This window comes from Pseudomonas sp. MWU13-2862, from assembly GCF_023242495.1.
Classification (GTDB): domain Bacteria; phylum Pseudomonadota; class Gammaproteobacteria; order Pseudomonadales; family Pseudomonadaceae; genus Aquipseudomonas; species Aquipseudomonas gingeri_D.
Genome location: NZ_JALMEZ010000014.1, coordinates 181,771 through 207,549, shown reverse-complemented (window position 1 = coordinate 207,549; position 25,779 = coordinate 181,771). Strand labels below are relative to the sequence as shown.

Genomic DNA, 25,779 nt, shown 5'->3' with positions numbered 1-25,779 from the left:
CTTGAATACTTTGTCGTAACGGGAAAAATGAGCGGGAATCAGTCTTCGAGAACAGCGAGAATCTCGTTCTCGGCCATTACCAGCAGATCTTCGCCGTCTACTTTCACAGTGTTGCTGCCGGAGTAAGGGCCGAACACCACCTTGTCACCCACTTTCACGGCCAGCGCACGGACTTCACCGTTGTCCAGCACGCGGCCGGTACCTACAGCGAGAATGATACCGTGGTTGGCTTTCTCGGCAGCCGAACCTGGCAGCACGATACCGCCGGCGGTTTTTTTCTCTTCTTCGCTGCGACGGATGACGACGCGGTCATGCAGAGGACGAAGCTTCATTGTCGATCTCTCCTAATTATGGTTTTCAAGGGTCGATGTCGATACCGACCGGTTTAGCAAATCCGGCGTTGCCGGTTGCGGCTCGCCAAGCGAACCGCGAAAGACTGTCTGGCGATTTTCGCCAAAACCTTGCGGTGACCGTTACATAAGGTCACCAAAGGTAATTTCAAGGGCGAGGTGACGTTTTTTTTACCTTGTGGTGCCGAAAACCGACACGGCACCCGAAGGTGCCGTGTCGTTGTGCTGACGATCAGGAATCGCGGTGTTCGAACTCGCCTTCGATGACCTGGGGCTGCCGACTGGCGGCCGGCGCCGATCCCGACGGACCACGGGGCTGCAGATCGTCGGCAAAGGCCCGCTGACGCAATGCCTGCTCTTCGACGCGCCGACGCATGCGGTCGGCCAACAGGCGGCGGGTCATGGGCAACAACAGGACCAGGCCGATAATATCGCTGATAAACCCCGGCAGCAGCAGCAGGCCACCGCCCAGGGCCAGCATCAGGCCCTCGAGCATGGTCTGCGCCGGCAACTCGCCGCGGTTGAGACTTTCCCGCGCCCGCAACGCCGTGGCGATCCCTGCAACCCGCAGGACCAGCACACCCAGCATCGAGCCGAGAATGATCAGCGCCAGGGCCGGGAAAAACCCGATCGCGGTACTGACCTGGAAAAACACATACAGCTCTAGCACCGGAAACAGCAGAAAGAGCAATAAAAAAGCGCGCATCAAATGGTTCCTCTACGGAAGAATGCCTTCCACTCAACCTGAGATGACGTCGACAGGTTGTGAATTCAAGCTGAAGCGGCTTCCTTTTTTGGCCAATGCTCGGCGTGAGCCAGGGAAACCAAGGCTTCGCGAACTTGTGTCGGCGTGTTGCAAGGTGTTTCGAAGGGCAGCCAGTACAGCGCCTGGCCAATGCGCAGGTGCATGCCTTCGGTGTCGATACCCGCCAGTTGCGCAGGCACTGTATCCGGCAGGCCGGCCAGGGCGACGTAGTGGGCGATGGCCTTGGCGTGGTCGCTGTTCATGTGTTCGACCATGCTGATCTCGGTCTTGCCGGCGAAGGGGTTCGCCAAGGTGACCTGATCCAGCCAGTGAATCGCGCCGAAACCACCGATATAGCGGTGCCGCACCGGGTTGAGGACCCAGAAGTCGAAATCGTGGGCCTGATGGTAGTTCCGCGAATCCGGGAAGTAGCGATAGTAACGCTCGGCCGCTGCCTCGATCGCCTCGGGATCGCTGAGCTTTTCGGCCTCGGCCAGGTAGGTCAGGCGACCGACCGCCTGCACGTCTTCGGCATCGCGCTCGCCCACCAGCAGGGAACACTTGGGGTCCTTCTGCAGGTTATGGGTATGCTGGGCGATCCGGCTGATCAGGATCAGCGCCCGACCCTGGTCGTCAAGGCAGTAAGGCACCACGGAGCCAAACGGGAAACCGGGCATGGCCTTGGAGTGCGTGGACAACACCCCCCGGTACTCCTTGAGCAGCAGCTCACGGGCGTTCTTGGCAACTTCAGTACTCACCTTTATGACTCCTCGTCAGAAACCGTCGGCAAGCCCTTGGACTTGCGAATGAAAATCAGTGACAAAATAAACGTTATCTGTGACGGAGGCCAGGGTCGGGGAAGCGGTGCGATTACCAGACGACGCCGAAGCCGGCCGTGTAGCGGGTCTTGTTCAGGCTGCTCTCCGCATCGCCCTGGACCACGTTGCGCTCGGCCTTGAGGTTCAATGAGGCCCACTCGGTGACCTTGTAGCGCAAGCCCATCTGGGCGTCGAGGGAATACTCCGAAGGCCCGCTCAACGGCTTGCCCACTTCGCCGTTGGTGAAGAACTGCACCGTCTTGCCCACCAGGTTACGGCTGTAGTCCCATTTCATCCCCAGCGAATAGAAGTTCTTCTTGTCGCCGTTGCTGTACTCGTAGTCGGTATTGTTGAGCAGCGAACCGAGGGAAAACGCCCCCAGCTCATTGTCCCAGAACTGGTAGCCAGGACCGGTACCGACGATGCGTTGGCGCGACAGTTCTTCCACGAAGTCACGCTTGTAGGTCAGGCGCCCCTGCCAGAACCACTTTTCGGTGATAAAGCGGTCCAGGGCATACTCGACGTTCCAGTTGTTGGCGGTCACGATATTGCTCTGGAACTCGCGGTTGTACTCACCCTGGGCATTATGCCGCCAGGCGCCATGGCGGGCAGTGGTCTTGAAGCCGATGTCGTAGTCGTCGGTGTCCTGATCCGCCCGTTTGTAGTCCAGGGCCAGGTCGACATTGCCCTTCCACACCAGGTCCTCGATCACCGGCTTGGGTTTGACGATCTGCTTGATACTCGCGAGGTCGACGGTTTTCGGCGCCTCGCCGTTGACCAGCGTCACCTTGCCGTCCGCCGCCGCTTTCAGGGACTTGGCCTTCTCCCCCGTGTAGGCATCCTGCTTGACCAGCAGCTCTTGGTCGCTTTCCAGGGTCTTGACCTGCTTCCAGTCCACCGGGATCGCTCCGGCGTAATCGGTCTGGATCAACAGCTTGCCGCCGTCGAACAGGCTGATCTTGCCCGTCAGGCGATCGCCGTTCTTCAACCAGACGGTATCGGCCAGCAACGGCGTCGAGGCACTGAGAACAGCAAGGCACAGCAGGGTTCTGGATAACATAAGCAGAGAGAGGACTCGGGTTTGCGGAAAAAAACCGGCATTATCCCGCAGGGCAATACCTTGACCAAAGAGTGACCGACTGAACGACACCCTAGTTCAATAATCACCCATGACTCACAGAAATAACCTACACAAGCAGCCAGATCCCCGAACAGGACTGCCTCAATGACCGACGACAGTAGCGGCGGCGAAAGCCCTGCACAGATGCGCCGCACCGCCCTCTACCTGACCCTGGCGCAAGTGCCCGAAGGCCGGGTCGTGACCTATGGCCAACTGGCCGAGCTGGCGGGTCTGGGGCGTGCCGCCCGTTTTGTCGGACGGACCTTGAGCCAGTTGCCCGCCGACACGAGCCTGCCCTGGCACCGGGTGCTGGGTGCCGGCGGTCGGATCAGCCTGCCCGCCGGCAGCCCCTCCGGCGACGAACAACGCGCCCGGCTGCGGACTGAAGGCCTGACGGTCCTGAACAATCGTGTCGATATCAAGCGCCATGGCTGGCGCCCGATAGAGCACAGCGGTTAGAGTGCGCGCTTTGTTTCCGTTAACCTGAGGCAGATTCCAGCCCATGCCCCGTAAAACCTGGCGCGCCGCGCTCGCCGCTTATGCCAGCCCCTCGACACTCGTGCTCCTGCTGCTCGGTTTCGCCGCCGGTCTGCCTTATATGTTGGTGTTTTCCACGCTTTCCGTCTGGCTGCGTGAAGCCGGCGTGGCCCGTGAAACCATCGGTTATGCCAGCCTGATCGGCCTCGCCTACGCCTTCAAATGGGTGTGGTCGCCGCTGCTCGACCAATGGCGCCTGCCGTTGCTCGGAAAACTCGGGCGCCGCCGTTCCTGGTTGGTGCTGGCGCAGATCCTGATCGTCCTCGGGTTGATCGGCATGGGTTTCTGCGATCCGCAGAAACACCTGTCCTGGCTGATCGCCATTGCTGTTGTCGTGGCCTTCGCCTCCGCGACCCAGGACATCGCGGTGGACGCCTATCGCCTGGAAATCGCCAACGACAGCCAGCAGGCCGCCCTGGCTGCCAGCTATATGTCGGGGTATCGGGTTGCCGCCCTGCTGGCCACCGCCGGCGCGCTGTTTATCGCCGAAGGTTTCGGTTCCACCGGCTTCAGCTACAAGCATTCGGCCTGGACCGGCACCTACGTGCTGTTCGGCCTGCTGATGATTCCGGCGCTGCTCACCACCTTCTTCATGCGCGAACCGCCAGTGCCGCTAAGGACCCAGCTCTCCGCCGGGCGCTACAGCTTCGTGCACCAGCTGTCCTCGGTCTTCGTGCTGATCGTCCTGCTGGTCTCGGTACCGGCGATGTTCACCCAGCTCTACAACACCGATTTCGCCAGCGTGCTGTTCCAGGGCCGGAGCATGCTTGACCTGCTGCTGGAAGACCGTGCCTTCCTGCGCGCCATTCTCTACACCATCCTCACCACCCTCTGCCTGTCGAGCATGGGCCGTCGCGGCCTGGCGCCGGTGCTGACGCCGGTCAACGACTTTATCGTCCGTTATCGCTGGCAGGCCCTGCTATTGCTGGGGCTGATCGCCACCTATCGGATGTCGGACACGGTGATGGGCGTGATGGCCAACGTGTTCTATATCGACCAGGGCTTTACCAAGGACCAGATCGCCGGGGTCAGCAAGATCTTCGGCCTGATCATGACCCTGGTCGGGGCCGGCATGGGCGGCCTGCTGATCGTGCGCTTCGGCATCCTGCCGATCCTGTTCATCGGCGGCGCGGCCTCGGCGGCGACCAACCTGCTGTTCATGCTGCTGGCCGATATGGGCCCGAACCTGAAGATGCTGATCGTCACCATCTCCCTGGACAACTTCAGTTCGGGCCTGGCGACCTCGGCCTTCGTCGCCTATCTGTCGAGCCTGACCAACCTGAAGTTCTCCGCCACCCAGTACGCCCTGCTCAGTTCGATCATGCTCCTGCTGCCGCGCCTGATCGGCGGTTATTCCGGGGTGATGGTGGAAAAGTTCGGCTACCACAAGTTCTTCATCATTACCGCCGTGATGGGTATTCCGACCCTGATCCTGATCGCCCTGCACTGGTATCAGTCCAGCCGTGGCGAAGGCGCGATACCCACCGCCGTCGGCGAAGAAACCCCGTAAATACAGGCCCGCACCGCTCTCCCCCGGAGCGGTGCGGCGACACGCCTGTACGTCGCCGGATCACACCCGTACAATGCTCAGTCATTTTCAGTCATCAGCAAGCGACAACGGCCAACCATGCGCACCAGTCAATATTTGCTCGCCACACAGAAAGAAACACCTTCCGACGCGGTCGTGATCAGCCATCAGCTGATGCTGCGCGCAGGGATGATCCGCAAACTCGCTTCCGGCCTGTACACCTGGCTGCCCATGGGCCTGCGTGTCATGCGCAAGGTCGAAGCCATCGTGCGCGAGGAAATGAACGCGGCCGGCGCCCTGGAAGTGCTGATGCCCGGCATCCAGCCGGCTGAACTGTGGCAGGAATCCGGTCGTTGGGAACAATATGGCCCTGAGCTGCTGCGCCTGAAAGATCGCCACGACCGCGACTTCTGTGCCGGCCCTACCCACGAAGAAGTGATCACCGATCTGTGCCGCAACGAGCTGAGCAGCTACAAGCAACTGCCGATCAACCTGTACCAGATCCAGACCAAATTCCGTGACGAAATCCGCCCACGCTTCGGCCTGATGCGCGGTCGCGAATTCATCATGAAGGACGCCTACTCCTTCCACGTCGACCAGGCCTCGCTGCAGATCACCTACGACCGCATGCACCAGGCGTACTGCAATGTCTTTACCCGCCTGGGCCTGAAGTTCCGCCCGGTAGAAGCGGACAACGGCTCCATCGGCGGCGCCGGCTCCCATGAGTTCCACGTACTGGCCGAGTCCGGCGAAGACGATATCGTCTTCAGCAACGGCTCCGAGTACGCGGCGAATATCGAGAAGGCCGAAGCCGTGCCTCGCGAAACCTCGCGCGCGGCGCCGACCGAAGCCCTGCGCCTGGTCGACACCCCTGATGCAAAAACCATTGCGCAGTTGGTCGAAGGCTACAACCTGGCGATCGAAAAGACCGTCAAGACCCTGATCGTCCACGCCGAAGAAGAAGGCAAGCTGATTGCCCTGATCATCCGCGGCGATCACGAGTTGAACGAAATCAAGGCCGCCAACCAGCCAGGCGTTGCCAGCCCGCTGGTCATGGCTTCCGATGCCGAACTGCGTGACGCCATCGGTGCCGGTGCCGGCTCCCTCGGCCCGTTGAACCTGCCGCTGCCGATCATCATCGACCGTTCGGTCGAGCTGATGAGCGACTTCGGTATCGGCGCCAACATCGACGACAAGCACTACTTCGGCGTCAACTGGGAACGCGACCTGCCCGTACCGACCGTGGCCGACCTGCGCAACGTCGTGGCCGGCGATCCGAGCCCGGACGGCAAGGGCACCCTGGAGATCAAGCGCGGCATCGAAGTCGGCCACATCTTCCAGCTGGGCACCAAGTACAGCGAAGCGATGAAGTGCCAGGTCCTGGGCGAAAACGGTAAGCCGGTGACCCTGACCATGGGTTGCTACGGTATTGGCGTGTCCCGCGTGGTCGCTGCCGCCATCGAGCAGAACAACGACGCCAACGGCATCATCTGGAGCGACTCCCTGGCGCCGTTCCAGATCGCCCTGGTACCGCTGCGCTATGAAACCGAACAGGTTCGCGAAGCCACCGACAAGCTCTACGCCGAATTGACGGCCGCCGGCTTCGAAGTGCTGCTGGACGACCGCGACAAGAAAACCAGCCCGGGCATCAAGTTCGCCGACATGGAACTGATCGGCATTCCCCATCGGATCGTGGTCAGCGACCGCGGCCTGGCCGAAGGCAACCTGGAATACAAGAGCCGCACCGAGGCCGAGGCGCACGCGCTGCCGGTCGCCGACGTGCTGTCCTTCCTTCAGGCCCGTATCCGTCGCTGAGTCCAGATAGAGCGCCCATGTTCAATCGAAGTACCTTAGCCCTCGGGGGCGCCGCCTTGTGCGGCGCCCTGCTGGTCAGCGGCTGCGCCAACCAGATGTCACAACGCAGCGAGCATGAAGAGCGTGTCGAGCGCAAACTGCTCGCTCACAGCCTGCAGATCGATGTCGGTGACCCCAAGGTTCTCGAGCTGCCGCAACGTCGCGTGCGGATTCACGAGCAGAAGACCTTCGAAGTCACCGAGTTCGATGTTACCCGTCGTTATGATCGCTACACGCCTTATCAAGGCTGGCGCAAGGTCTATGAAATGCCGCTCGGGGTCCTGGCCCTGATCGGTGGCGCCGGCGCCAATGTGGCCAATATCTTTGCCCTCGGCCATATACCGGACAGCATGACCCATGGCTGGCTCAAGGACGGCATCGACGGCCTCAATCCGTTCATGAACGTCGAGTCTGGCGGCCGTGCCCAGCAGAACCTGGCCGGGGTCGAGGAAATCCAGCGCGACAAGCGTACGGAATACTCGAGCCTGCCGTGGTCCGAACGCCCGGTGGAAGTAGTCGCCGGCAAACAGACCGCCGAGCTGACCACCGACCGTAATGGCGTGCTGCGCCTCAACCTGCTGGACAGCCCGTTTGCCGAGCAGGACCTGTATCGCATCGGCAACCTGCAGATCCGCGTGGAAGATGCCCAGGGTGAAATTCACTCGGACTCCAGCCTGTCCATCAGCAGCAAGCTGCGCGGCAAGCTGCTGGAGGCCCACGACCTGATCTACAACGACCTGGAGGGTGACGACGTCAACCAATGGGTGCATCGGGTCAAGCGCCTGTCGGAGTTGGGGCTGGAGGACGAAGCCAGCGAACTGGAGCAGAGCCTGATCGAACTGACCCGCAACGATCCCGAGTTGCAGCGTGAGTTTCTCAAGACCCTGACCAAAAAAGCCGGGCGGCTGGTGGCGGATCCCGCGGCCAACTGAAGCGTTCGAGCGGGCTGAAGACTAATCGCTTCAGCCGCTGAACAACTCCAGCTGTTCATGCCCACCGCGCAAATCCTGCAAACGCACACCAATCCCCAACAACCGCACCGGCCGGTCGCCTCGGGCAAAAGCCTGGCTCAGCAACTGCCGATAACCCTCCAGATCCCGCCCTGCCCCGGCCTGCTCCAGGGTCGTCTGGGTAAAGTCGTGGAACTTCACTTTGACGAAGGGCTTGCCCGGCCGATAGCTGCTGTCGAGTCGGGCAATGCGCCCGGCGAGGGTTTCCATCAGTTCGGGGAGTTTTTCCAGGCAACTGGCGAGGTCCGGCAAGTCGGCATCGTAGGTGTTTTCGACACTCACCGACTGCCGCCGGCTATCGTTGTGCACCAGCCGCTCATCGATGCCCCGGGCCAATCCCCACAGGCGCTCGCCAAAACTGCCGAACTCGCGGACCAGGGCCAACTTGCCCCATTCGCGCAATTGCAGGCAATCGGTAATTCCCAACCGCCCGAGCTTGTCCGCCGTGACCTTGCCAACCCCGTGCAGCTTGTTGACCGGCAAGCCGGCAACGAAGTCCTCCACCTGATCCGGTGTGATCACAAACAATCCGTTGGGCTTTTTCCAGTCGCTGGCGATCTTGGCCAGAAACTTGTTCGGCGCCACTCCGGCGGAGACGGTGATATGCAATTGCTTGGAGACCCGGCGCCGGATGTCCTGGGCAATGCGTGTCGCGCTGCCGGCAAAGTGCGGGCTGTCGGACACGTCGAGGTAGGCTTCATCCAGGGACAAGGGCTCGATCAGATCGGTGTAGTCGCGAAAGATCGCCTGGATATCCTTCGACGCTTCCTTATAGGCATCCATGCGCGGCTTGACGATGACCAGGTCCGGACACAGGCTCAAGGCATGCCGCGACGACATCGCCGAACGCACGCCAAAGGCTCGCGCCTCGTAATTGCAGGTGGCAATCACCCCCCGCCGATCCGCTGAACCGCCCACCGCCATGGGCTTGCCGGCCAGGCTCGGGTTATCACGCATCTCGATGGCGGCGTAGAAGCAATCACAGTCGACGTGGATGATTTTGCGTTGCGTCATGAAAACACAGGTTCATTCAGGGAGCGGAAACACTACAGGCCAGCAGTATCTCACCGACACCTGTATATAGCACCAGTAGTTTGATTCTTCCTCTTTACTCGTAGGAAACACCCCCTATTAATTTATTTTTTCAATCGAAAAGCACTCGTCGATAGAGCTGGAAGCCTTGCCCAGCATGGCCCCGAGCCCCGATGAAGAGCCCACCTCAAGCGCTAAGCGGTTGAACAATAAAGGGGTTTTCCTCAATTAGGGTTTGACAGCCCAGCGTTTCTCTGTAGAATGCCGACACACAGACGCGGGATGGAGCAGTCTGGTAGCTCGTCGGGCTCATAACCCGAAGGTCGTCGGTTCAAATCCGGCTCCCGCAACCAAACATCAAAAAAGGCTACTCGAAAGAGTGGCCTTTTTTGTGCGTGTGTGTTTTCACGTGGCAGCCTGAAAAAACCTTGATTGTCTGACACTTAGCGAAAGCAGCCGGTCAAATCGAGGTTTTGCACATTATTTTGACCAAACGGACCATTAACGGTTGACACCCCGCCGTTCGGCTGTAGAATGCCGCCACACAGACGCGGGATGGAGCAGTCTGGTAGCTCGTCGGGCTCATAACCCGAAGGTCGTCGGTTCAAATCCGGCTCCCGCAACCAAATATCAGAAAAGGCTGCTCGAAAGAGTGGCCTTTTTTGTATCCGCCGAAAAAACTTTCATCCAATCAAGGCAGGACGGATCGAACCCTCGGCGGATAACGCAGTCAATGGGTGCACAGGCTAAGCTGAATCCGCAACAAACTTCCTCTACAACAGCCCGGGGCGTGGGTCGCCGTACAACGGCCAGACACGTTAATATTTGCAATTATTTTGTCCATAGGGATTGGTAACTTGGCTGGATACCCCCATCCTGTCGCGCACAATCCTAGAGGTGATTGATGCGCGCCAACTCGTCCGAACCACACGATACTGTTACAGCAACACACCCGATCTCCGCCAACCGTCTCCGTTGGCTGGATCTGTTGAGCAAGTACCGGCAGTCCGTCGGCCTGGCCATCACTCTGTTCCTGTTCGCTATCGCCCTGATCGCCTGTCGCCACCTGTTGATCGAACTCGACCTGGACGCCCTGCACGATTCGATTCTCAGCGTGCCCAAGCCAGCATTGGCCGGCGCCCTGGCGGCGACCGCCATCGGCTTCATTATCCTGCTGGGCTATGAGTGGTCCGCCAGCCGTTATGCCGATGTACAGCTGCCGAAACGTACCCTGGCACTCGGCGGCTTCACCGCCTTCGCCATCGGCAACGCCATTGGTTTGTCGCTGCTGTCCGGCGGTTCGGTGCGCTATCGACTCTATGCCCGTTTCGGCCTGGGGGCCGCCGAAGTCGCGCGGATGACCCTGTTCGCCAGTCTCTCGCTGGGTTGCGCGCTGCCACCCCTGGCCGCCCTGGCAACCCTGAGCAACCTGCCCGCGGCGTCCGAAGCCCTGCACTTGCCGATCTATCTCCTCGGCGGCATCGCCGTGGTCGTGCTGGCCTTGACCGCCCTGCTGGCGGTCGGCATCTATCGCCGGCGCCTGCCGGAACAACCGATCAAGGACAACCTGCTGGTCAAGGTCGGACGTCGCACCCTGCGCCTGCCGAGTGCCCGCCTGACCCTGCTGCAACTGGTGATTACCGCCCTGGACGTGGCCGCCGCCGCGACCGTACTCTATCTGCTGTTGCCCGTAGCACCACCGTTCGGCGCCTTCCTGCTGGTGTACCTGCTGGCCCTGGCCGCCGGTGTGCTCAGCCATGTGCCCGGCGGCGTGGGCGTGTTCGAAGCCATCCTGCTGGCCGCCTTTGCCAATGAGCTGGGCGCCGCACCGCTGGCCGCCGCGCTGCTGCTCTATCGCCTGATCTATGTGCTGTTGCCCTTGTTGCTGGCCTGCCTGGCCCTGCTGAGTACCGAAGCCCAGCGGCTGATGAGTACCCGCCAGAGCATGCGGGTGGCATCGGGTTTCGCGGCACCGATCCTCGCCGTACTGGTGTTCCTGTCCGGTGTGGTCCTGCTGTTCTCCGGCGCGACCCCGGAAATCGACACACGCCTGGAAGGCATCGACTTCCTGGTACCGGACCGCCTGATCGACGCCTCGCACTTCGGCGCCAGCCTGGTGGGCGTGTTGTGCCTGCTGCTGGCCCAGGGCCTGCGTCGACGCCTGTCCGCCGCCTGGATGCTGACCATGACCTTGCTGCTGGTGGGCGCCCTGCTCTCGCTGCTCAAGGGTTTCGACTGGGAAGAAGCCAGCATGCTGACGGCCACCGCCTGCCTGCTGGGGATTTTCCGCCGCTCCTTCTATCGACCCAGCCGCCTCACCGAACTGCCGTTCTCGCCACTCTATTTAGTGGCCAGTCTCTGCGTACTCGGTGCCTCGGTCTGGCTGCTGCTGTTCGCCTACCAGGACGTGCCCTACAGCCACGAGCTGTGGTGGCAGTTCGCGCTGGATGGTGATGCCCCCCGTGGCCTGCGTTCACTGCTGGGGGCCGCCGTGGTCCTGGTCGCCGTTTCGCTGACCTGGTTGCTGCGTACCGCGCGCCCGGTGATCCACCAGCCCACGCCCGATGAAATGGAGCGGGCGGTCAAGGTGCTGATGGCCTCGGACCAGCCTGATGGCGGCCTGGCCCTGACCGGCGACAAGGCGTTCCTGTTCCACCCCACCGACACCGCTTTCCTGATGTACGCCCGTCGTGGCCGCAGCCTGGTGGCGCTGTATGACCCGATCGGCCCGGCGCGCCAGCGTGCCGAACTGATCTGGCAATTCCGCGACCTGTGCGACACCCATCATGCCCGTCCGGTGTTCTATCAGGTGCGTGCGGAAAACCTGCCGTACTACATGGACATCGGCCTGACCGCCATCAAGCTCGGCGAAGAAGCCCGGGTCGACCTGCATCGCTTTGACCTCGAGTCCAAGGGCAAGGAGATGAAGGACCTGCGCTACACCTGGAACCGTGGTAGCCGCGACGGCCTGTCGCTGGAGATCTACGAACCGGGGCAGGCGCCGCTGGATGAGCTCAAGGTCATCTCCGACGCCTGGCTCACCGGCAAGAACGTGCGCGAGAAAGGTTTCTCCCTGGGCCGTTTCAGCCCCGAGTACATCAACCACTTCCGCGTCGCGATCATTCATTTCGAGGGGCGCCCGGTGGCGTTCGCCAATCTGCTCGAGACCCACAGCCATGAACTGGCCAGTCTCGACCTGATGCGTTCGCACCCCGACGCCCCCAAGCTGACCATGGAGTTCTTGATGGTTGGCCTGATTCAGCATTATAAGGCTCACGGATACGCGCGTTTCAGCCTGGGGATGGTCCCGCTGTCAGGCCTGCAACCAAGGCGTGGCGCACCACTGACCCAGCGCCTGGGCTCGATGGTGTTCCAACGCGGCGAGCAGCTCTACAACTTCCAGGGCCTGCGTCGTTTCAAGGACAAGTTCCAGCCTGATTGGGAACCCCGTTACATGGCCGTGCCGGCAGGACTTGATCCGCTGGTCGCATTGGCCGATACCGCTGCCCTGATTGCAGGCGGCTTGACTGGATTGGTGAAACGCTGATGATTCAACGCTCCTGGCGGTTGTTACTGGTAATCGTGCTGCTCCTGGCCGCGCTTGCGGGAGGCGGCTACTGGTTCTGGAACCGCCCTCCACCGGAACCTACTCTCGAACACTTGAGCCAGGCCGACGGTTCGACCCTGACCCGCCTGACCCCTGGCACCACGCCCAAGGCCCAGGTAGTCGTGGCGACCCTCGCCGAAGACGCCCTGAGCGACACACAGTTGTCCGCACTGAGTCGCAGTGGCGCGGCGCTGATCGTCCAGGTGATCCTGCCCAAGGACAACTGCACACTGCAGCAGAAGGTCCTGGACAGTGCCTTGCAGCAACTGAAAGGCCCGGCGACCCTGGTCAGCGGTATCGGGCCGGGCGCGTCCCTGGCCTGGAACTGGCTGGCGTCCCAGACCAGCGACAAGGCCCAGGCGATCTCGGTGGGCTTCGTCCTCGATCAACCGGATTGCACGACCCCGGTACCGAAGACCGCGGCCCACGGCCACTGGCTGGTGGCCTGGAACGACGGCCCGGATGATCCGAGCGCGGCGTTCGTGCGCGACCAGGCGAATGCCGAAACCAGCATCAGCGACTACGACATCAAGCTGCCCCAGGTGTTGAACAACGAACTGCGCAAGATGCTGGTGGGCACGGACAACGGCGGCCTGGCCATTCCGGTGGTGGAAGTCCCGGCGGACAAGACCAGCGACACCGTGACCCTGTTCCTCTCCGGCGACGGCGGCTGGCGTGACCTGGACCGCGACGCGGCGGGTTATATGTCGAAGATGGGCTACCCGGTGGTGGGCATCGATACCCTGCGCTACTACTGGCAGCACAAGAGCCCGGAACAGACGGCCGCCGACCTGACCGAACTGATGCAGCACTACCGGCAGAAATGGGGTGCCAAGCGCTTCGTCCTGGCCGGCTACTCCTTTGGTGCCGACGTACTGCCGGCGATCTATAACCGCCTGCCGGAAAACGAGCAGCAACGGGTCGACGCGATCATCCTGCTGGCGTTCGCCCGCAGCGGCAGTTTCGAGATCCACGTTGACGGCTGGTTGGGCAAGGCCGGCATGGAACTCGATACCGGCCCGGACATGGCCAAGCTGCCGGCAGCCAAGGTGCTGTGTATCTATGGCCAGGACGAAGTGAAGGAAAGTGGCTGCACCACCACCACCGCGGTGGGAGAGGCCGTCAAGCTGCCAGGGGGGCATCACTTCGACGAGAACTACCCGGCGCTGGCCAAGCGGTTGGTGGATGCTATCCAGAAGCGTCAGGTCAAAAGCGAATGATGCGAGCCCTGTAGGCGACCAAAGAAAAAGCCCCCGCTGCCACTAGGCAACGGGGGCTTTTTCATACCCGTGGAATCAGATCTCGACCTGGGTCCCCAGTTCGATCACCCGGTTCACCGGCAACTTGAAGAAACGCAGGTTACCGTTGGCATTCTTCAGCATGAAGGCAAACAGACTCTCCCTCCAGCGCGCCATCCCGACGATCTTCGAAGCGATCACCGTCTCACGGCTGAGGAAGTAGGTGGTGCGCATCGGACTGAAATCCAGCTCGTCCAGATGACACAGCTTCAGCGCCTCAGGCACATCCGGCTCATCGATAAAACCGAAGTGCAGGATGACCCGGAAGAACCCCTCGCCATAGGCATCGACCTCGAACCGTCGCTGCGTCGGCACCCGCGGAATGTCCTCGTACACCACCGTCAGCAACACCACCTGCTCATGCAGCACCTGGTTATGCAGCAAGTTGTGCAACAACGCATGGGGCACCGCATCCGGCCGTGCGGTCAGGAACACCGCCGTACCCTGCACCCGATGAGGCGGCTGCACGCGAATACTGCCAATAAAGATCGGCAACGGCAGGCCCCCTTCGTCGAGGCGGTCCATCAGCAACTCCTTGCCGCGTTTCCAGGTGGTCATGAGGATAAACAGCACGATCCCCGCCAATACCGGGAAGGCACCGCCCTGGACGATCTTGGGCACGTTGGCGGCGAAGAACAGCCCGTCCACCAGCAGGAAGCCCACCAGGATCGGCACGGTCAGGATCGGCGACCATTTCCACAGCAGCAGCATCACCGCCGCCACCAGGATACTGGTGATCAGCATGGTCCCGGTCACCGCCACGCCATAAGCCGAGGCCAGGGCGTTGGAGGAGCCAAACCCGATCACCAGCAGGATCACGCCGATCATCAGGGTCCAGTTCACCGCACCGATGTAGATCTGCCCCTGCTCGGCACTCGAAGTGTGCTGGATATGCATGCGCGGGATGTAGCCCAACTGGATCGCCTGGCGGGTCAGGGAGAACGCCCCGGAGATCACCGCCTGGGAAGCGATCACCGTCGCCAGGGTCGACAGCACCACCAGCGGCACCAAGGCCCAGGCCGGCGCCAGCAGATAGAAGGGGTTGCGCGCCGCGTCCGGGCTTCCCAGCAGCAAGGCGCCCTGGCCGAAGTAGTTCAGGACCAGCGCCGGCAGCACCAGGGCGAACCAGGCGCGAGCGATTGGCTTGCGACCGAAGTGGCCCATATCGGCATACAAGGCTTCGGCACCGGTCAACGCCAGCACCACCGCCCCCAGAATCGTCACACCCATGCCCGGGTGAATGACAAAGAAGTGCACGCCCCACATCGGGTTCAACGCGCTCAGTACTTCAGGGTGCAGGGAAATACCATAGGCGCCCATGACCCCCAGTACCACGAACCACGCCACCATCACCGGCCCGAACAGCTTGCCGATACTCGCGGTGCCATGCCTCTGGATCAGGAACAACGCCACCAGCACCACCAGCGACAGCGGTACCACCCAATGCTCCAACCCGTCGAAGGCAATTTCCAGACCCTCGACCGCCGAGAGCACCGAGATCGCCGGCGTGATCATGCTGTCGCCATAGAACAGTGCCGCGCCGATCAACCCGAGAACCACCAGCGTCGACTGCAATTTCGGGTATGACGCCGATGCTCGCCGCGCCAACGCGGTCAGGGCCATGATCCCGCCCTCGCCCTGGTTGTCGGCCCGCAGGATAAACAGCACATACTTGATCGAGACCACCCAGATCAGCGACCAGAAGATCAGTGCCAGAATCCCGAAGACACCGTCATGGTCGACCGGCACCCCGTAACCACCAGTGAACACCTCCTTGAGGGTATATAACGGGCTGGTGCCGATGTCGCCGTACACCACCCCTACCGCCGCTACCAGCATACCCAACGGCTTTGCCGTCGAGTGCCCGACCTGCCCCTCACTCACTGCCTGACCACCCATCAACTACTCCTACACCCCGGAATAAGGCTTCTTTCAAGAAGCACTATTTGCTTTTTCACGCAGCATGCGCTGTTTTTCTTACAGTTGCCGACGATTTATAAGTCATCGGATATTTGAAACAAAAAATGACAGCAACTCGCATCGGGCGAAGCATAGCGCAGCACTCGTCGCATTTCCCTGCATAAAGCTGGTCAAGTGCCTCGGCCATCGCTAGAATTGCGCACTTTTTGATCAGAGGCGCATCAGCGCCCACGCGACGCCCTTGTCCCAAGTGGCTCGACACCCTAATACCGAGGTTAGACATGTCCACCCCTACCGCGCCAGCCAACCCCAAGGTCGGCTTCGTATCCCTGGGTTGCCCGAAAGCACTGGTCGACTCCGAGCGCATCCTTACGCAACTGCGCATGGAAGGCTATGACGTGGTGTCCACCTACCAGGACGCCGACGTCGTGGTGGTCAACACCTGCGGCTTTATCGACAGTGCCAAGGCCGAGTCCCTGGAAGTGATCGGCGAAGCCATCAAGGAAAACGGCAAGGTGATCGTCACCGGCTGCATGGGTGTCGAAGAAGGCAATATCCGCAAGGTGCACCCCAGCGTGCTGGCCGTCACCGGCCCGCAGCAGTACGAGCAGGTAGTCAATGCCGTGCACGAAGTCGTGCCGCCGCGCCAGGACCACAACCCGCTGATCGACCTGGTGCCGCCGCAAGGCATCAAGCTGACCCCGCGCCACTACGCCTACCTGAAGATTTCCGAAGGCTGCAACCATAGCTGCAGCTTCTGCATCATCCCGTCGATGCGCGGCAAGCTGGTCAGCCGTCCGGTGGGTGACGTACTCGACGAGGCCCAGCGCCTGGTCAAGTCCGGGGTCAAGGAACTGCTGGTGATCTCCCAGGACACCAGCGCCTACGGCGTCGACGTGAAGTACCGTACCGGTTTCTGGAACGGCGCCCCGGTGAAAACCCGCATGACCGAGTTGTGCGAAGCCCTCGGCAGCCTGGGCGTGTGGGTACGCCTGCACTACGTCTACCCGTACCCCCATGTCGACGAACTGATCCCGTTGATGGCCGCTGGCAAGATCCTGCCGTACCTGGACATCCCGTTCCAGCATGCCAGCCCGAAAGTGCTCAAGTCGATGAAACGCCCGGCGTTCGAAGACAAGACCCTGGCGCGGATCAAGAACTGGCGGGAAATCTGCCCGGACCTGATCATCCGCTCGACCTTTATCGTCGGTTTCCCCGGCGAGACCGAGGAAGACTTCCAGTACCTGCTCGACTGGCTGACCGAAGCCCAGCTCGACCGCGTCGGCTGCTTCCAGTACTCGCCGGTAGAAGGCGCACCAGCCAACGACCTCGGCCTGGACGTGGTTCCGGATGACGTCAAGCAGGAGCGCTGGGATCGCTTCATGGCCCATCAACAGGCCATCAGCACCGCCCGCCTGCAACTGCGCATCGGCCGCGATATCGAAGTGCTGATCGACGAAGTCGACGAACAGGGTGCGGTCGGTCGTTGCTTCTTCGATGCCCCGGAAATCGACGGCAACGTGTTTATCGAAGGCGCCGGCGATCTCAAGCCCGGCGACAAGGTCTGGTGCCGTGTCACCGACGCCGACGAATACGACCTCTGGGCGGAAACGATCTAAGCTGTAAATAATCTGAAAAGCCCCGCTCTTTCAACGAGATGCGGGGCTTTTTTACGGCTATAGTCTGGCTCATGCACAACCGCGACGTAAGGAATCTGCTGCATGCCCCAGCTCCCGGTCATCCATACCCCCAAGCCCGGCGACTACCCCGAACTGGCCCAGCTCTGGGAAGACTCGGTGCGCGCCACCCATGACTTCCTGCCGGACAGCTACATCGAACTGCTGAAGAACATGCTGCTGACCCACTACCTGGATGCGGTCATGCTGGTCTGTACCCGCGATTCGCGCCAGCGCATCACCGGTTTTGCCGGGGTCGCGGCGGGCAAGGTCGAAATGCTGTTCATCGCCCCGCAGGCACGCGGCACGGGCCTGGGCAAGCAGTTGCTGCGCTACGCCATCGAACACCTGAATGCCGATGAACTGGACGTCAACGAACAGAACGCCCAGGCCGTCGGTTTCTACTTCAAGCAGGGCTTCGAGGTGATCGGTCGCTCGGAGAAGGATGGCATGGGCCAGCCCTATCCTTTGCTGCATCTGCGCCTCAAGCGCTGAGTGCGACAAATGTTGCCGGGCTTAACCGGCGCCAGGCAGGTACAATAGCCGCCCCCCTTTTTTACGGCCGCCGTCATGTCTGAACCCACTCGCCTTTCCAAACGCCTGATCGAGCTGGTCGGCTGCTCCCGTCGGGAGGCCGAACTGTTCATCGAAGGCGGCTGGGTCACGGTCGATGGCGAAGTCATCGACGAGCCGCAGTTCAAGGTCCAAGCCCAGAAAGTCGAACTGGACCCCGAAGCCAAGGCCACCGCCCCGGAGCCGGTGACCCTGCTGCTGCACCAACCGGTCGGCCTGGACCCCGAGGCGGCCATGCAACTGCTGCACGCCGAGACGCTCTCCGAGGAACACCGTTATGGCAAGCGTCCGCTCAAGGGGCACTTCCTGCGCCTGACCGCGGGTGCCGACCTGCAAGCCGGCGCCAGCGGCCTGGTGGTGTTCACCCAGGACTGGAAAATCCTCCGCAAGCTCACCGCCGACACAGCCAAGATCGAGCAGGAATATGTGGTGGAAGTCAGCGGCGATATCGTCGAGCACGGCCTCAACCGCCTGAGCCATGGCCTGACCTACAAGGGCCGCGAGTTGCCCGCGGTGAAAGCCAGCTGGCAGAACGAGAACCGCCTGCGTTTCGCGATGAAAAACCCGCAACCCGGGGTGATCGCGCTGTTTTGCCAGGCGGTCGGGCTCAAGGTCGTGTCCATCCGTCGGATCCGTATCGGCGGCGTCTCCATCGGCAAGGTGCCCGTGGGCCAATGGCGCTACCTGTCGACCAAGGAAAAATTCTAATCCCCGCTTCAACGTCGCGCAGATGCGCGGCGTCTACCTCTCAGGATGGTTCACATGATTCACAACGACGTACTGCGTAGCGTGCGCTACATGCTCGACATCAGCGACAACAAGGTCGTCGAGCTCATCAAGCTGACCGGCTTCGAAGTGGCCAAGGCCGATGTCATCACCTACCTGAAAAAGGATGAGGAAGAAGGCTTCGTGCATTGCCCGGACGAGGTCATGGCGCACTTTCTCGATGGCCTCGTGATCTTCAAGCGCGGCAAGGACGAAAGCCGTCCGGCGCTGCCGGTCGAGCTGCCGGTGACCAACAACATCATCCTGAAAAAACTGCGGGTCGCCTTCGAACTGAAGGAAGACGACATGCACGCCATTCTCAAGGCCGCCGAGTTCCCGGTGTCCAAGCCCGAGCTGAGCGCGCTGTTCCGCAAGTTCGGCCACACCAACTACCGTCCCTGCGGCGACCAGTTGCTGCGCAACTTCCTCAAGGGGCTGACGCTGCGCGTTCGCGGCTGATCCGCTTCGACGTGCATGGCGCATCATTGCGCCGCCCAATAGTGGCTCCGCTTTTGACTCCTGACGGCTAGGGTATCGATACCTTTTCGCACTCAGGATTCGCCATGCACCCTTACTTCTCCCTGCAAGGCCGCACCGCCCTGGTCACCGGCGGTACCCGTGGCATCGGCAAGATGATCGCCAAGGCCTTTGTCGAGGCCGGTGCCCACGTCTACGTCTGTGCCCGGGATGCCGAAGCCTGCCAGCAGACCGCCGATGAACTCGGCGCCCTCGGGCACTGTGAGGCCCTGGCCGCCAACCTGGCGACCGAAGAGGGTGTGCTGGCGCTGGCAACGCGCCTGGGTGAGCGGATCGATCGACTGGATATCCTCGTCAACAACGCCGGCACCACCTGGGGTGCGCCGCTGGAAAGCTATCCGGTGAAGGGCTGGGAAAAGGTCATGCAACTGAACGTGACCTCGGTCTTCAACTGTATCCAGCAATTCCTGCCGTTATTGCGCAAGGCCGGTTCGGCGGCGAACCCGGCGCGAATCATCAATATCGGTTCGGTGGCGGGGATTTCTTCCTTCGGCGAGCAGGCCTATGCCTATGGCCCGAGCAAGGCAGCACTGCATCAACTGTCACGGATTCTGGCGCGGGAGCTGGTCAGCCAGCACATCAACGTCAATGTGATCGCGCCGGGACGCTTTCCGAGCAAGATGACCCAGCATATCGGCGCCGACGAGCAGGCGCTGGCCGAGGACACGGCGTTGATTCCCATGAAGCGCTGGGGGCGCGAGGAAGAGATGGCGGCGCTGGCGATCAGTTTGGCGAGCACGGCCGGGGCTTATATGACCGGGAATATCATTCCTCTGGATGGCGGCTTCAGCCTGTAATCACAGGAAATACCGAAGACTAACTTGTGGAACCCCATACCTGTGGGAGCAGAGCTTGCTCGCGAAGGGGCCCTTGTGGCCGCTAAAAACTTCGCGGCGGTGCGGCGATCCGGCAAGCTCCGCTCCCACAAGTTCAGATCCCGGCCCGCAACACGCTTTCGGGCAGCGCCTCGCCGCGCTCGACACTGGCTGCCACGGCCGCGATCAGCCCATCCAGCTCATACCCCTGGGTCTTCAGCCACTGCGGATCGTAATAGGTGGTGGCATAACGCTCGCCGCCGTCACAGAGGATCGCCACGATCGACCCGCTCTCTCCCGCCTGGACCATCTGCCGTGCCGCCATCAGCGCACCGACCAGGTTGGTGCCGCTGGAACCGCCGACCCGCCGCCCCAAACGCTGCGCCAGGTAATGCATGGCCGCCAGGGACAAGGCATCCGGCACCTTGACCATGGCATCGATCACCTTGGGCAGGAACGACGCCTCGACCCGTGGACGCCCGATCCCCTCGATCCGCGAACCGCAGTCCAGGCGCAGGCCGGCGTCACCCGTCAGGTAAAAGTCAAAGAACACCGAACGCTCGGCATCGGCGCACAACACCCGGGTGCCATGCTGGCGATAACGCACATAACGACCGAGGGTCGCCGTGGTGCCGCCGGTACCTGGGCTGGAAATCAGCCAGCTCGGCTCCGGATGCCGCTCGAAACGCAGCTGCTGGAAAATCGACTCGGCGATGTTGTTGTTCGCCCGCCAGTCAGTGGCCCGTTCGGCGTAAGTGAACTGATCCATGAAATGACCGCCGCTCTCCCGGGCCAGGCGCTCGGACTCGGCATAGATCTGCGTCGGGTCCTGCACCAGGTGGCTCTTGCCACCGTAGAAGGCGATCTGCGCGATTTTTTCCTGGGACGTGGTGGCCGGCATTACCGCGATAAACGGCAAGCCCAGCAGGCGCGCGAAATAGGCTTCGGAGATTGCCGTCGAACCGCTGGACGCCTCGATCACCGGCGCGCCCGGACGCAGCCAGCCATTACACAGCGCATAGAGGAACAGCGAACGCGCCAGGCGATGCTTCAGGCTGCCGGTCGGATGGCTGGACTCGTCCTTGAAGTACAGCTCGATGCCCGGCAGGCCCGGCAGCGGCAAAGGGATCAGGTGGGTGTCGGCACTGCGCTGGAAGTCGGCTTCAATGATCCGGATCGCTTCCCGGGCCCACTGTCGGTTGTCGCTCATGATGGGTACTCGTCTTGGAACGGAGGTGCTCGAAAGCACTGACGGCTGGCTGCGCCACTGGCCCAGGGCCAAACCGCTGAAGGATAAACAGAGATCGGAGCCCTGACAGGCTCCACGGCAATATTCCGTTAACTATAGGAAGTTTCCTACCGACCGCACAGATACAGTGAAGACGCAATTAGACACACAACTGCTAGGCTTTTGCGGTCAGCCCCTCAATCACCCGCTTATAACAAAAAAGAATATAAATTTTGTTTTAACAACTAACAGTACGGGTTAGGGTGTCCTACCTTTTTGAATTCATCGATGGAGAGCGACCTTGCCTCTGCGTAGCACTTTCACCCGTTTCTTTCAGCTGGAAGCTGCCAGCGGCCTGCTATTGATTGCCGCCGCAGCCCTGGCCCTGATCATCAACAACTCGCCGTTGTCGCACCTCTACGCCGGTCTGCTGGACGTGCCGGTGGTGGCCCAGGTCGGCGCCCTGCAAATCGCCAAACCCCTGCTGCTGTGGATCAACGACGGCCTGATGGCATTGTTCTTCCTGCTGATCGGCCTGGAGGTCAAGCGCGAACTCCTCGAGGGCCATCTGTCCAAGCCGTCGCAGGTGGTGCTGCCCGGTGCGGCGGCGATCGGCGGCATGGTGGTGCCGGCGCTGATCTACTGGTTCCTCAACCGTGACAATCCGGCGGCGCTCGACGGCTGGGCGATCCCCATGGCCACCGACATCGCCTTCGCCCTCGGGGTGCTGGCCTTGCTCGGCAAGCGGGTACCGGTGTCGCTGAAACTGTTCCTGATGACCCTGGCGATCATCGACGACCTGGGCGCGATCATCGTCATTGCAATCTTCTATTCCCATGAACTGTCGACATTGTCGCTGGCGCTGGCCGGGGCCTGCCTGGTGGCGCTGATCGCGATGAATCGCCTGGGAGTGGTCAAGCTCGGGCCCTATATGGTGATCGGCCTGATCCTCTGGGTCTGCGTGCTCAAGAGCGGTGTGCATGCGACGCTGGCCGGCGTGACCCTGGCGTTCTGCATTCCGCTGCGCACCCACAACGCCGAAGCCTCGCCATTGCTGAGCCTGGAGCATGCGCTGCATCCCTGGGTGGCGTTCGGCATCCTGCCGCTGTTCGCCTTTGCCAACGCCGGCGTGTCCCTGGCAGGCGTGAACCTGGAAAGCTTCACCCACCCTGTGCCGATGGGCATCGCCGCCGGCCTGCTGATCGGCAAGACGGTGGGCGTCTTCGGCCTGACCTGGCTGGCGGTCCGCGCCGGCCTCGCGGCACTGCCCCACGGCGCCAACTGGGGGCAGGTGTTCGGCGTGGCGATCCTCTGCGGCATCGGTTTCACCATGAGCCTGTTCGTCGGCTCCCTGGCCTTTATACCGGGCAGCAGCGACTACGCCGGCATGGACCGCATGGGGATTCTCACCGGTTCGATCCTGGCGGCGGTGATCGGCTATGCCGTGATGGCGGGGGCCAGTCGCAAGCCCAAGGCGTCCGTGTAGCGTTCCGACAAAAGTTTTGGCGGTCTCACGGGCCTCTTCGCGAGCAAGCTCTGCTCCTACAGGTTCGTGGTGATCGCCTAATCAGCGAACACCAGAAAAAGAAAACCCCGACCAGTTACCTGGCCGGGGTTTCTTTTTAAGGCTGATTGCGAAATCAGTGGGAAACGCGGCTGGTGCCACCCACGGTGGAAATACGCACGCGCTCGCCGACACGGAAGATTTCGTTCGGCTGAACTTCCTGCACATAGGCACGCATGCTGCCGTCGTCTTCACGTACGGTGATTTCAACACCCTGGGCGCTGGTCAGGCCTTTTTCAGCCATGTTGCCCAGCACGCCACCAGCGACCGCACCAATCACCGCCGTCACGATACTGCCACGGCCACCGCCGATGGCACTGCCGCCGACGCCACCTACAATTGCACCGGCACCGGCACCGATAGGCGAGTTGCTGCCTTCGATTTTCACTGGACGCAGCGACTCGATGGTGCCCATGCGAATGGTCTGCACGCGACGCGCTTCGTCACGGGAATAGGAATCGCCGGTCAGGCTGTTGGTGCAACCACCCAGCAACATCGCCATCGTGGAGAAGGAAGCAATCAACAAAACAGACTTACGCATAGGATCAACTCCAAAAGATATGACTTTAATTAAACTCCGCAGCTTGATCCCTGTCACGGCACCGCACGGATAAAATGATTTTCATTCAGCGCCAGTACAGCCTCGGCGCCCGGGAATTCGGAGCACATCAGACACTCGATGGAACGTGATCTGGCGCTACGGCTACCGGGAGACAGTGCAATACACAAGAAGTTCATATCTGAACTTCTGCGCAAACTCTGGGGGAAGCTTATCAAGCATCTGGCTTGGCGGCAGTGGTTTGAAACCACTGCCCCGGGAAATACAGGTCAGATCAAGGTGCCAGGCGTCGACGTGTCCAGTCCGCGCCGAGCAGGCGGTAGTCGAGCCGGTCATGCAGGCGACTGGCGCGACCTTGCCAGAATTCGATGCGCTCCGGTAGCAAACGATAACCGCCCCAATGCTCAGGGCAGTCGGGCTGGGTATCGCTGAAACGCGCTTCGGTGTTCTGGAGCAAGCCCTCGAGTTCCCCGCGATCGGCAATCACTCGGCTTTGCGGTGAAGCCCAGGCCCCCAACCGACTGCCCAGCGGGCGCACCTGGAAGTAGGCATCCGACTCCTGCGCCGAGACCTTGACCACCCGCCCCTCGATCCGCACCTGGCGTTCCAGGGTCGGCCAGAAGAAGGTCATCGCGGCAAAGGGACGGGCCGCCAGTTGCCGGCCCTTGTCGCTCTCATAGTTGGTGAAGAAGGTAAAACCCGCCTCGTCCAGGCCCTTGAGCAACAGGATGCGGCAATGCGGGCGCCCTTCCTCGTCCACCGTTGCCAGGGTCATGGCATTGGCCTCGACAGGCGCCTGCTCGGTCTTTACCGCCTCGGCAAACCACTGGTGGAACAGCGCAAACGGCTCGGCCGGGGCCAGGGCCTCGGTGAGACCGTCACGGGTGTAGTCGCGGCGCATATCCGCCAGGGCTTGAGTCATGGCGCGTTCCCTCTCGATCGTCAGGTCAGTTCTTGGTCGAGCTGTCGGTGCTGGCGTCTTTCTTCGCCGGCGCTGCAGCCTTGTCCGCCGCGGGCTTGGCCGCCGCTTTCTTGACCGGGGCCTTCTTGTGCACCGGGGCTTTCTTGGCCACGGCCTTGCCCTTGGCAGCCGCTTTCTTCGCCACAGGCGCAGCCACTGCCGGCTTGACGTCAGCAGCCGCCACCTGGGTGACCGGAAGCGGAGCCGGCATCGGAATGCTGTATTTGCTCAACAGCGCAACCATGGTGTTCTGCGGCGTCAGGATGATTTCCACACGACGGTTCAGGGCACGGCCTTCGCTGCTGTCGTTGGCGGCACGCGGCATGTCCGCGCCCATGCCACGCAGCATCAGGCGATCACGATGCAGGCCGCTGAGGCCGAAGATCGCGGCAACGGACTGAGCCCGTTGCTGGCTCAAGGCCTGGGTCGACTCGGCGCTGGTGCTGTTGTCACCATGGCCGAGGATCAGCACGGCGGTCTTGGGATCGCCCTCGACGGTCTTGGCGATTCGGCTGAAAGGACCGAGGGTGACCGGCAGCAACATTTCCGGGCGTTTGGGGTTGTAGAAACCGTCCACGGGGGCAATGACCACCAGCACGTTTTCACGCCGCTCCAGCTTCAGGGAGCTGTCCTGGATGGCGACACGCAGGCGCGGCTCATAGTCGTCGAGCCAGGCCTGGGTGATTTTCGGATCGGGCATCGGCACGGCCTTGACCGGCGGCGGGGCGGTTTCCTTGGCCTTGTCCGAGCTGCCGAACGGCCACCACCAGTGGGTAGCAGGATCGGTCTGCGGTGCTGGCGTCGTTGCGGCGGCAACCGCCGTGGCCAGTGGCACGGGCTTGTCCTGTGGCTTGGCGGCCGGCGCAGCAGCCTGGGCCGGGTCTTTCACGGCAGCCTTGTCGGACGAACCGAACGGCCACCACCAGCTGCTGCCGGTATCCGCGCTGGCTGTCGGCGCGACTGCAACGCTTGGAGCTGCGGGTGCCACGACAGGCGCTACCGGAGCACCGGCCTTGGCGGCGGGCGCGGGTGCGGCAGGTTTGGCCGGGAACTTGGCAGCATCCTTGGACGTGGCTACGGCTGCCGCAGGAGCGGCGGGTGTACCCGCGTTAGCTGTCGCCGGGGCTTGAGCAATGTCCTTGTCCGCACTTTGTGGAAGTTGCGCACAACCGGTCACGGTCAGGCAGAGGGCCAGGGCGAGAGACTTGTTCGATGACATTGGATATCCACAAAATGAGATAGAGAAACGAGGGCCTTCAGGCCCCATGAAACAGTGTATTAG

At 61.8% G+C, this 25,779-nt stretch carries 22 protein-coding genes and 2 tRNA genes; 14 read left to right on the top strand and 10 right to left on the bottom strand.

The features are described from left to right. Positions 1-38: 38 nt before the first annotated feature. The 4 genes from M5C56_RS24440 to M5C56_RS24425 form a co-directional block, all read right to left on the bottom strand. Positions 39-332 (bottom strand): co-chaperone GroES, encoded by a 294-nt coding sequence (locus M5C56_RS24440; protein WP_103498952.1) that lies wholly within the window; start codon positions 330-332, stop codon positions 39-41. 250 nt (positions 333-582) lie between these two features. Continuing rightward, positions 583-1,056: an FxsA family protein gene (locus M5C56_RS24435; RefSeq protein WP_103498953.1), complete on the bottom strand. Its 474-nt coding sequence runs from the start codon at positions 1,054-1,056 to the stop codon at positions 583-585. A gap of 65 nt (positions 1,057-1,121) precedes the next feature. Further along, on the bottom strand, positions 1,122-1,853 hold the full coding sequence (locus M5C56_RS24430; protein ID WP_103498954.1) for a HugZ family protein: 732 nt from the start codon (positions 1,851-1,853) through the stop codon (positions 1,122-1,124). Between the two features lie 112 nt (positions 1,854-1,965). Continuing rightward, positions 1,966-2,973: a DUF481 domain-containing protein gene (locus tag M5C56_RS24425; protein WP_103498955.1), complete on the bottom strand. Its 1,008-nt coding sequence runs from the start codon at positions 2,971-2,973 to the stop codon at positions 1,966-1,968. A gap of 165 nt (positions 2,974-3,138) precedes the next feature. On the opposite strand from M5C56_RS24425, the gene M5C56_RS24420 reads away from it, so the two are divergent. The 4 genes from M5C56_RS24420 (at position 3,139) to M5C56_RS24405 (ending at position 7,884) form a co-directional block, all read left to right on the top strand. Continuing rightward, positions 3,139-3,492, top strand: a complete 354-nt coding sequence (locus M5C56_RS24420; protein WP_100938638.1) for an MGMT family protein — start codon at positions 3,139-3,141, stop codon at positions 3,490-3,492. Positions 3,493-3,535: 43 nt separating this feature from the next. Further along, positions 3,536-5,080, top strand: coding sequence for an AmpG family muropeptide MFS transporter (locus M5C56_RS24415; protein WP_103498956.1), 1,545 nt, complete (start codon positions 3,536-3,538; stop codon positions 5,078-5,080). A gap of 117 nt (positions 5,081-5,197) precedes the next feature. Then, positions 5,198-6,913 carry a proline--tRNA ligase gene (locus M5C56_RS24410; RefSeq protein WP_103498957.1) on the top strand — a complete coding sequence of 572 codons (1,716 nt, stop codon included), beginning with the start codon at positions 5,198-5,200 and terminating at the stop codon, positions 6,911-6,913. Positions 6,914-6,930: 17 nt separating this feature from the next. Continuing rightward, on the top strand, positions 6,931-7,884 hold the full coding sequence (locus M5C56_RS24405) for a hypothetical protein (protein WP_103498958.1): 954 nt from the start codon (positions 6,931-6,933) through the stop codon (positions 7,882-7,884). Positions 7,885-7,914: 30 nt separating this feature from the next. Here the strand turns inward: M5C56_RS24405 and dinB are convergent, their stop codons facing one another. Next, a complete protein-coding gene (gene dinB, locus M5C56_RS24400) occupies positions 7,915-8,976 on the bottom strand; it encodes a DNA polymerase IV (RefSeq protein WP_103498959.1) in 1,062 nt (353 codons plus the stop codon). A 294-nt stretch (positions 8,977-9,270) separates the two neighbouring features. On the opposite strand from dinB, the gene M5C56_RS24395 reads away from it, so the two are divergent. The 4 genes from M5C56_RS24395 to M5C56_RS24380 all read left to right on the top strand — a co-directional run bounded on the left by M5C56_RS24395 (position 9,271) and on the right by M5C56_RS24380 (position 13,821). Further along, positions 9,271-9,347, top strand: a tRNA-Met gene (locus tag M5C56_RS24395). Between the two features lie 196 nt (positions 9,348-9,543). Further along, a tRNA-Met gene (locus M5C56_RS24390) sits at positions 9,544-9,620 on the top strand. A 278-nt stretch (positions 9,621-9,898) separates the two neighbouring features. Continuing rightward, on the top strand, positions 9,899-12,541 hold the full coding sequence (mprF, locus tag M5C56_RS24385) for a bifunctional lysylphosphatidylglycerol flippase/synthetase MprF (protein ID WP_103496424.1): 2,643 nt from the start codon (positions 9,899-9,901) through the stop codon (positions 12,539-12,541). Then, positions 12,541-13,821, top strand: a complete 1,281-nt coding sequence (locus M5C56_RS24380; RefSeq protein ID WP_103496423.1) for an AcvB/VirJ family lysyl-phosphatidylglycerol hydrolase — start codon at positions 12,541-12,543, stop codon at positions 13,819-13,821. Before mprF ends, M5C56_RS24380 begins: the two co-directional genes overlap by 1 nt. Before the next feature lie 75 nt (positions 13,822-13,896). On the opposite strand, the gene M5C56_RS24375 is transcribed toward M5C56_RS24380, so the two are convergent. Continuing rightward, positions 13,897-15,798, bottom strand: a complete 1,902-nt coding sequence (locus M5C56_RS24375; protein WP_103496422.1) for a potassium transporter Kup — start codon at positions 15,796-15,798, stop codon at positions 13,897-13,899. Positions 15,799-16,100: 302 nt separating this feature from the next. Here M5C56_RS24375 and rimO point away from each other — a divergent pair, with 302 nt between their 5' ends. From rimO to M5C56_RS24350, 5 genes are all read left to right on the top strand, one after another. Next, positions 16,101-17,438, top strand: coding sequence for a 30S ribosomal protein S12 methylthiotransferase RimO (gene rimO / locus M5C56_RS24370; RefSeq protein WP_103496420.1), 1,338 nt, complete (start codon positions 16,101-16,103; stop codon positions 17,436-17,438). A 102-nt stretch (positions 17,439-17,540) separates the two neighbouring features. Further along, complete coding sequence (locus M5C56_RS24365) at positions 17,541-17,990, top strand: GNAT family N-acetyltransferase (protein ID WP_103496419.1); 450 nt, start codon at positions 17,541-17,543, stop codon at positions 17,988-17,990. A 75-nt stretch (positions 17,991-18,065) separates the two neighbouring features. Next, complete coding sequence (locus M5C56_RS24360; protein WP_103496418.1) at positions 18,066-18,776, top strand: rRNA pseudouridine synthase; 711 nt, start codon at positions 18,066-18,068, stop codon at positions 18,774-18,776. Between the two features lie 54 nt (positions 18,777-18,830). Then, positions 18,831-19,292: a DUF1456 family protein gene (locus M5C56_RS24355; RefSeq protein ID WP_103496417.1), complete on the top strand. Its 462-nt coding sequence runs from the start codon at positions 18,831-18,833 to the stop codon at positions 19,290-19,292. Positions 19,293-19,396: 104 nt separating this feature from the next. Then, a complete protein-coding gene (locus tag M5C56_RS24350) occupies positions 19,397-20,167 on the top strand; it encodes an SDR family oxidoreductase (RefSeq protein WP_103496416.1) in 771 nt (256 codons plus the stop codon). Between the two features lie 133 nt (positions 20,168-20,300). Here M5C56_RS24350 and M5C56_RS24345 read toward each other — a convergent pair whose 3' ends face one another. Continuing rightward, positions 20,301-21,398 (bottom strand): PLP-dependent cysteine synthase family protein, encoded by a 1,098-nt coding sequence (locus tag M5C56_RS24345; protein WP_177100213.1) that lies wholly within the window; start codon positions 21,396-21,398, stop codon positions 20,301-20,303. Positions 21,399-21,714: 316 nt separating this feature from the next. Between M5C56_RS24345 and nhaA the strand changes: the two genes are divergently transcribed. Then, entirely contained in the window at positions 21,715-22,899 is a 1,185-nt protein-coding gene (nhaA, locus tag M5C56_RS24340; protein WP_103496414.1) for a Na+/H+ antiporter NhaA, read from the top strand. Between the two features lie 154 nt (positions 22,900-23,053). On the opposite strand, the gene M5C56_RS24335 is transcribed toward nhaA, so the two are convergent. The 3 genes from M5C56_RS24335 to M5C56_RS24325 all read right to left on the bottom strand — a co-directional run bounded on the left by M5C56_RS24335 (position 23,054) and on the right by M5C56_RS24325 (position 25,716). Continuing rightward, entirely contained in the window at positions 23,054-23,518 is a 465-nt protein-coding gene (locus M5C56_RS24335) for a glycine zipper 2TM domain-containing protein (protein WP_103496413.1), read from the bottom strand. A 292-nt stretch (positions 23,519-23,810) separates the two neighbouring features. After that, the gene (gene pdxH, locus M5C56_RS24330; protein WP_103496412.1) at positions 23,811-24,458 is read right to left on the bottom strand and encodes a pyridoxamine 5'-phosphate oxidase; all 648 of its coding nucleotides are present in this window, start codon (positions 24,456-24,458) and stop codon (positions 23,811-23,813) included. Positions 24,459-24,483: 25 nt separating this feature from the next. Beyond that, complete coding sequence (locus M5C56_RS24325; protein WP_103496411.1) at positions 24,484-25,716, bottom strand: OmpA family protein; 1,233 nt, start codon at positions 25,714-25,716, stop codon at positions 24,484-24,486. Positions 25,717-25,779: the final 63 nt, after the last annotated feature.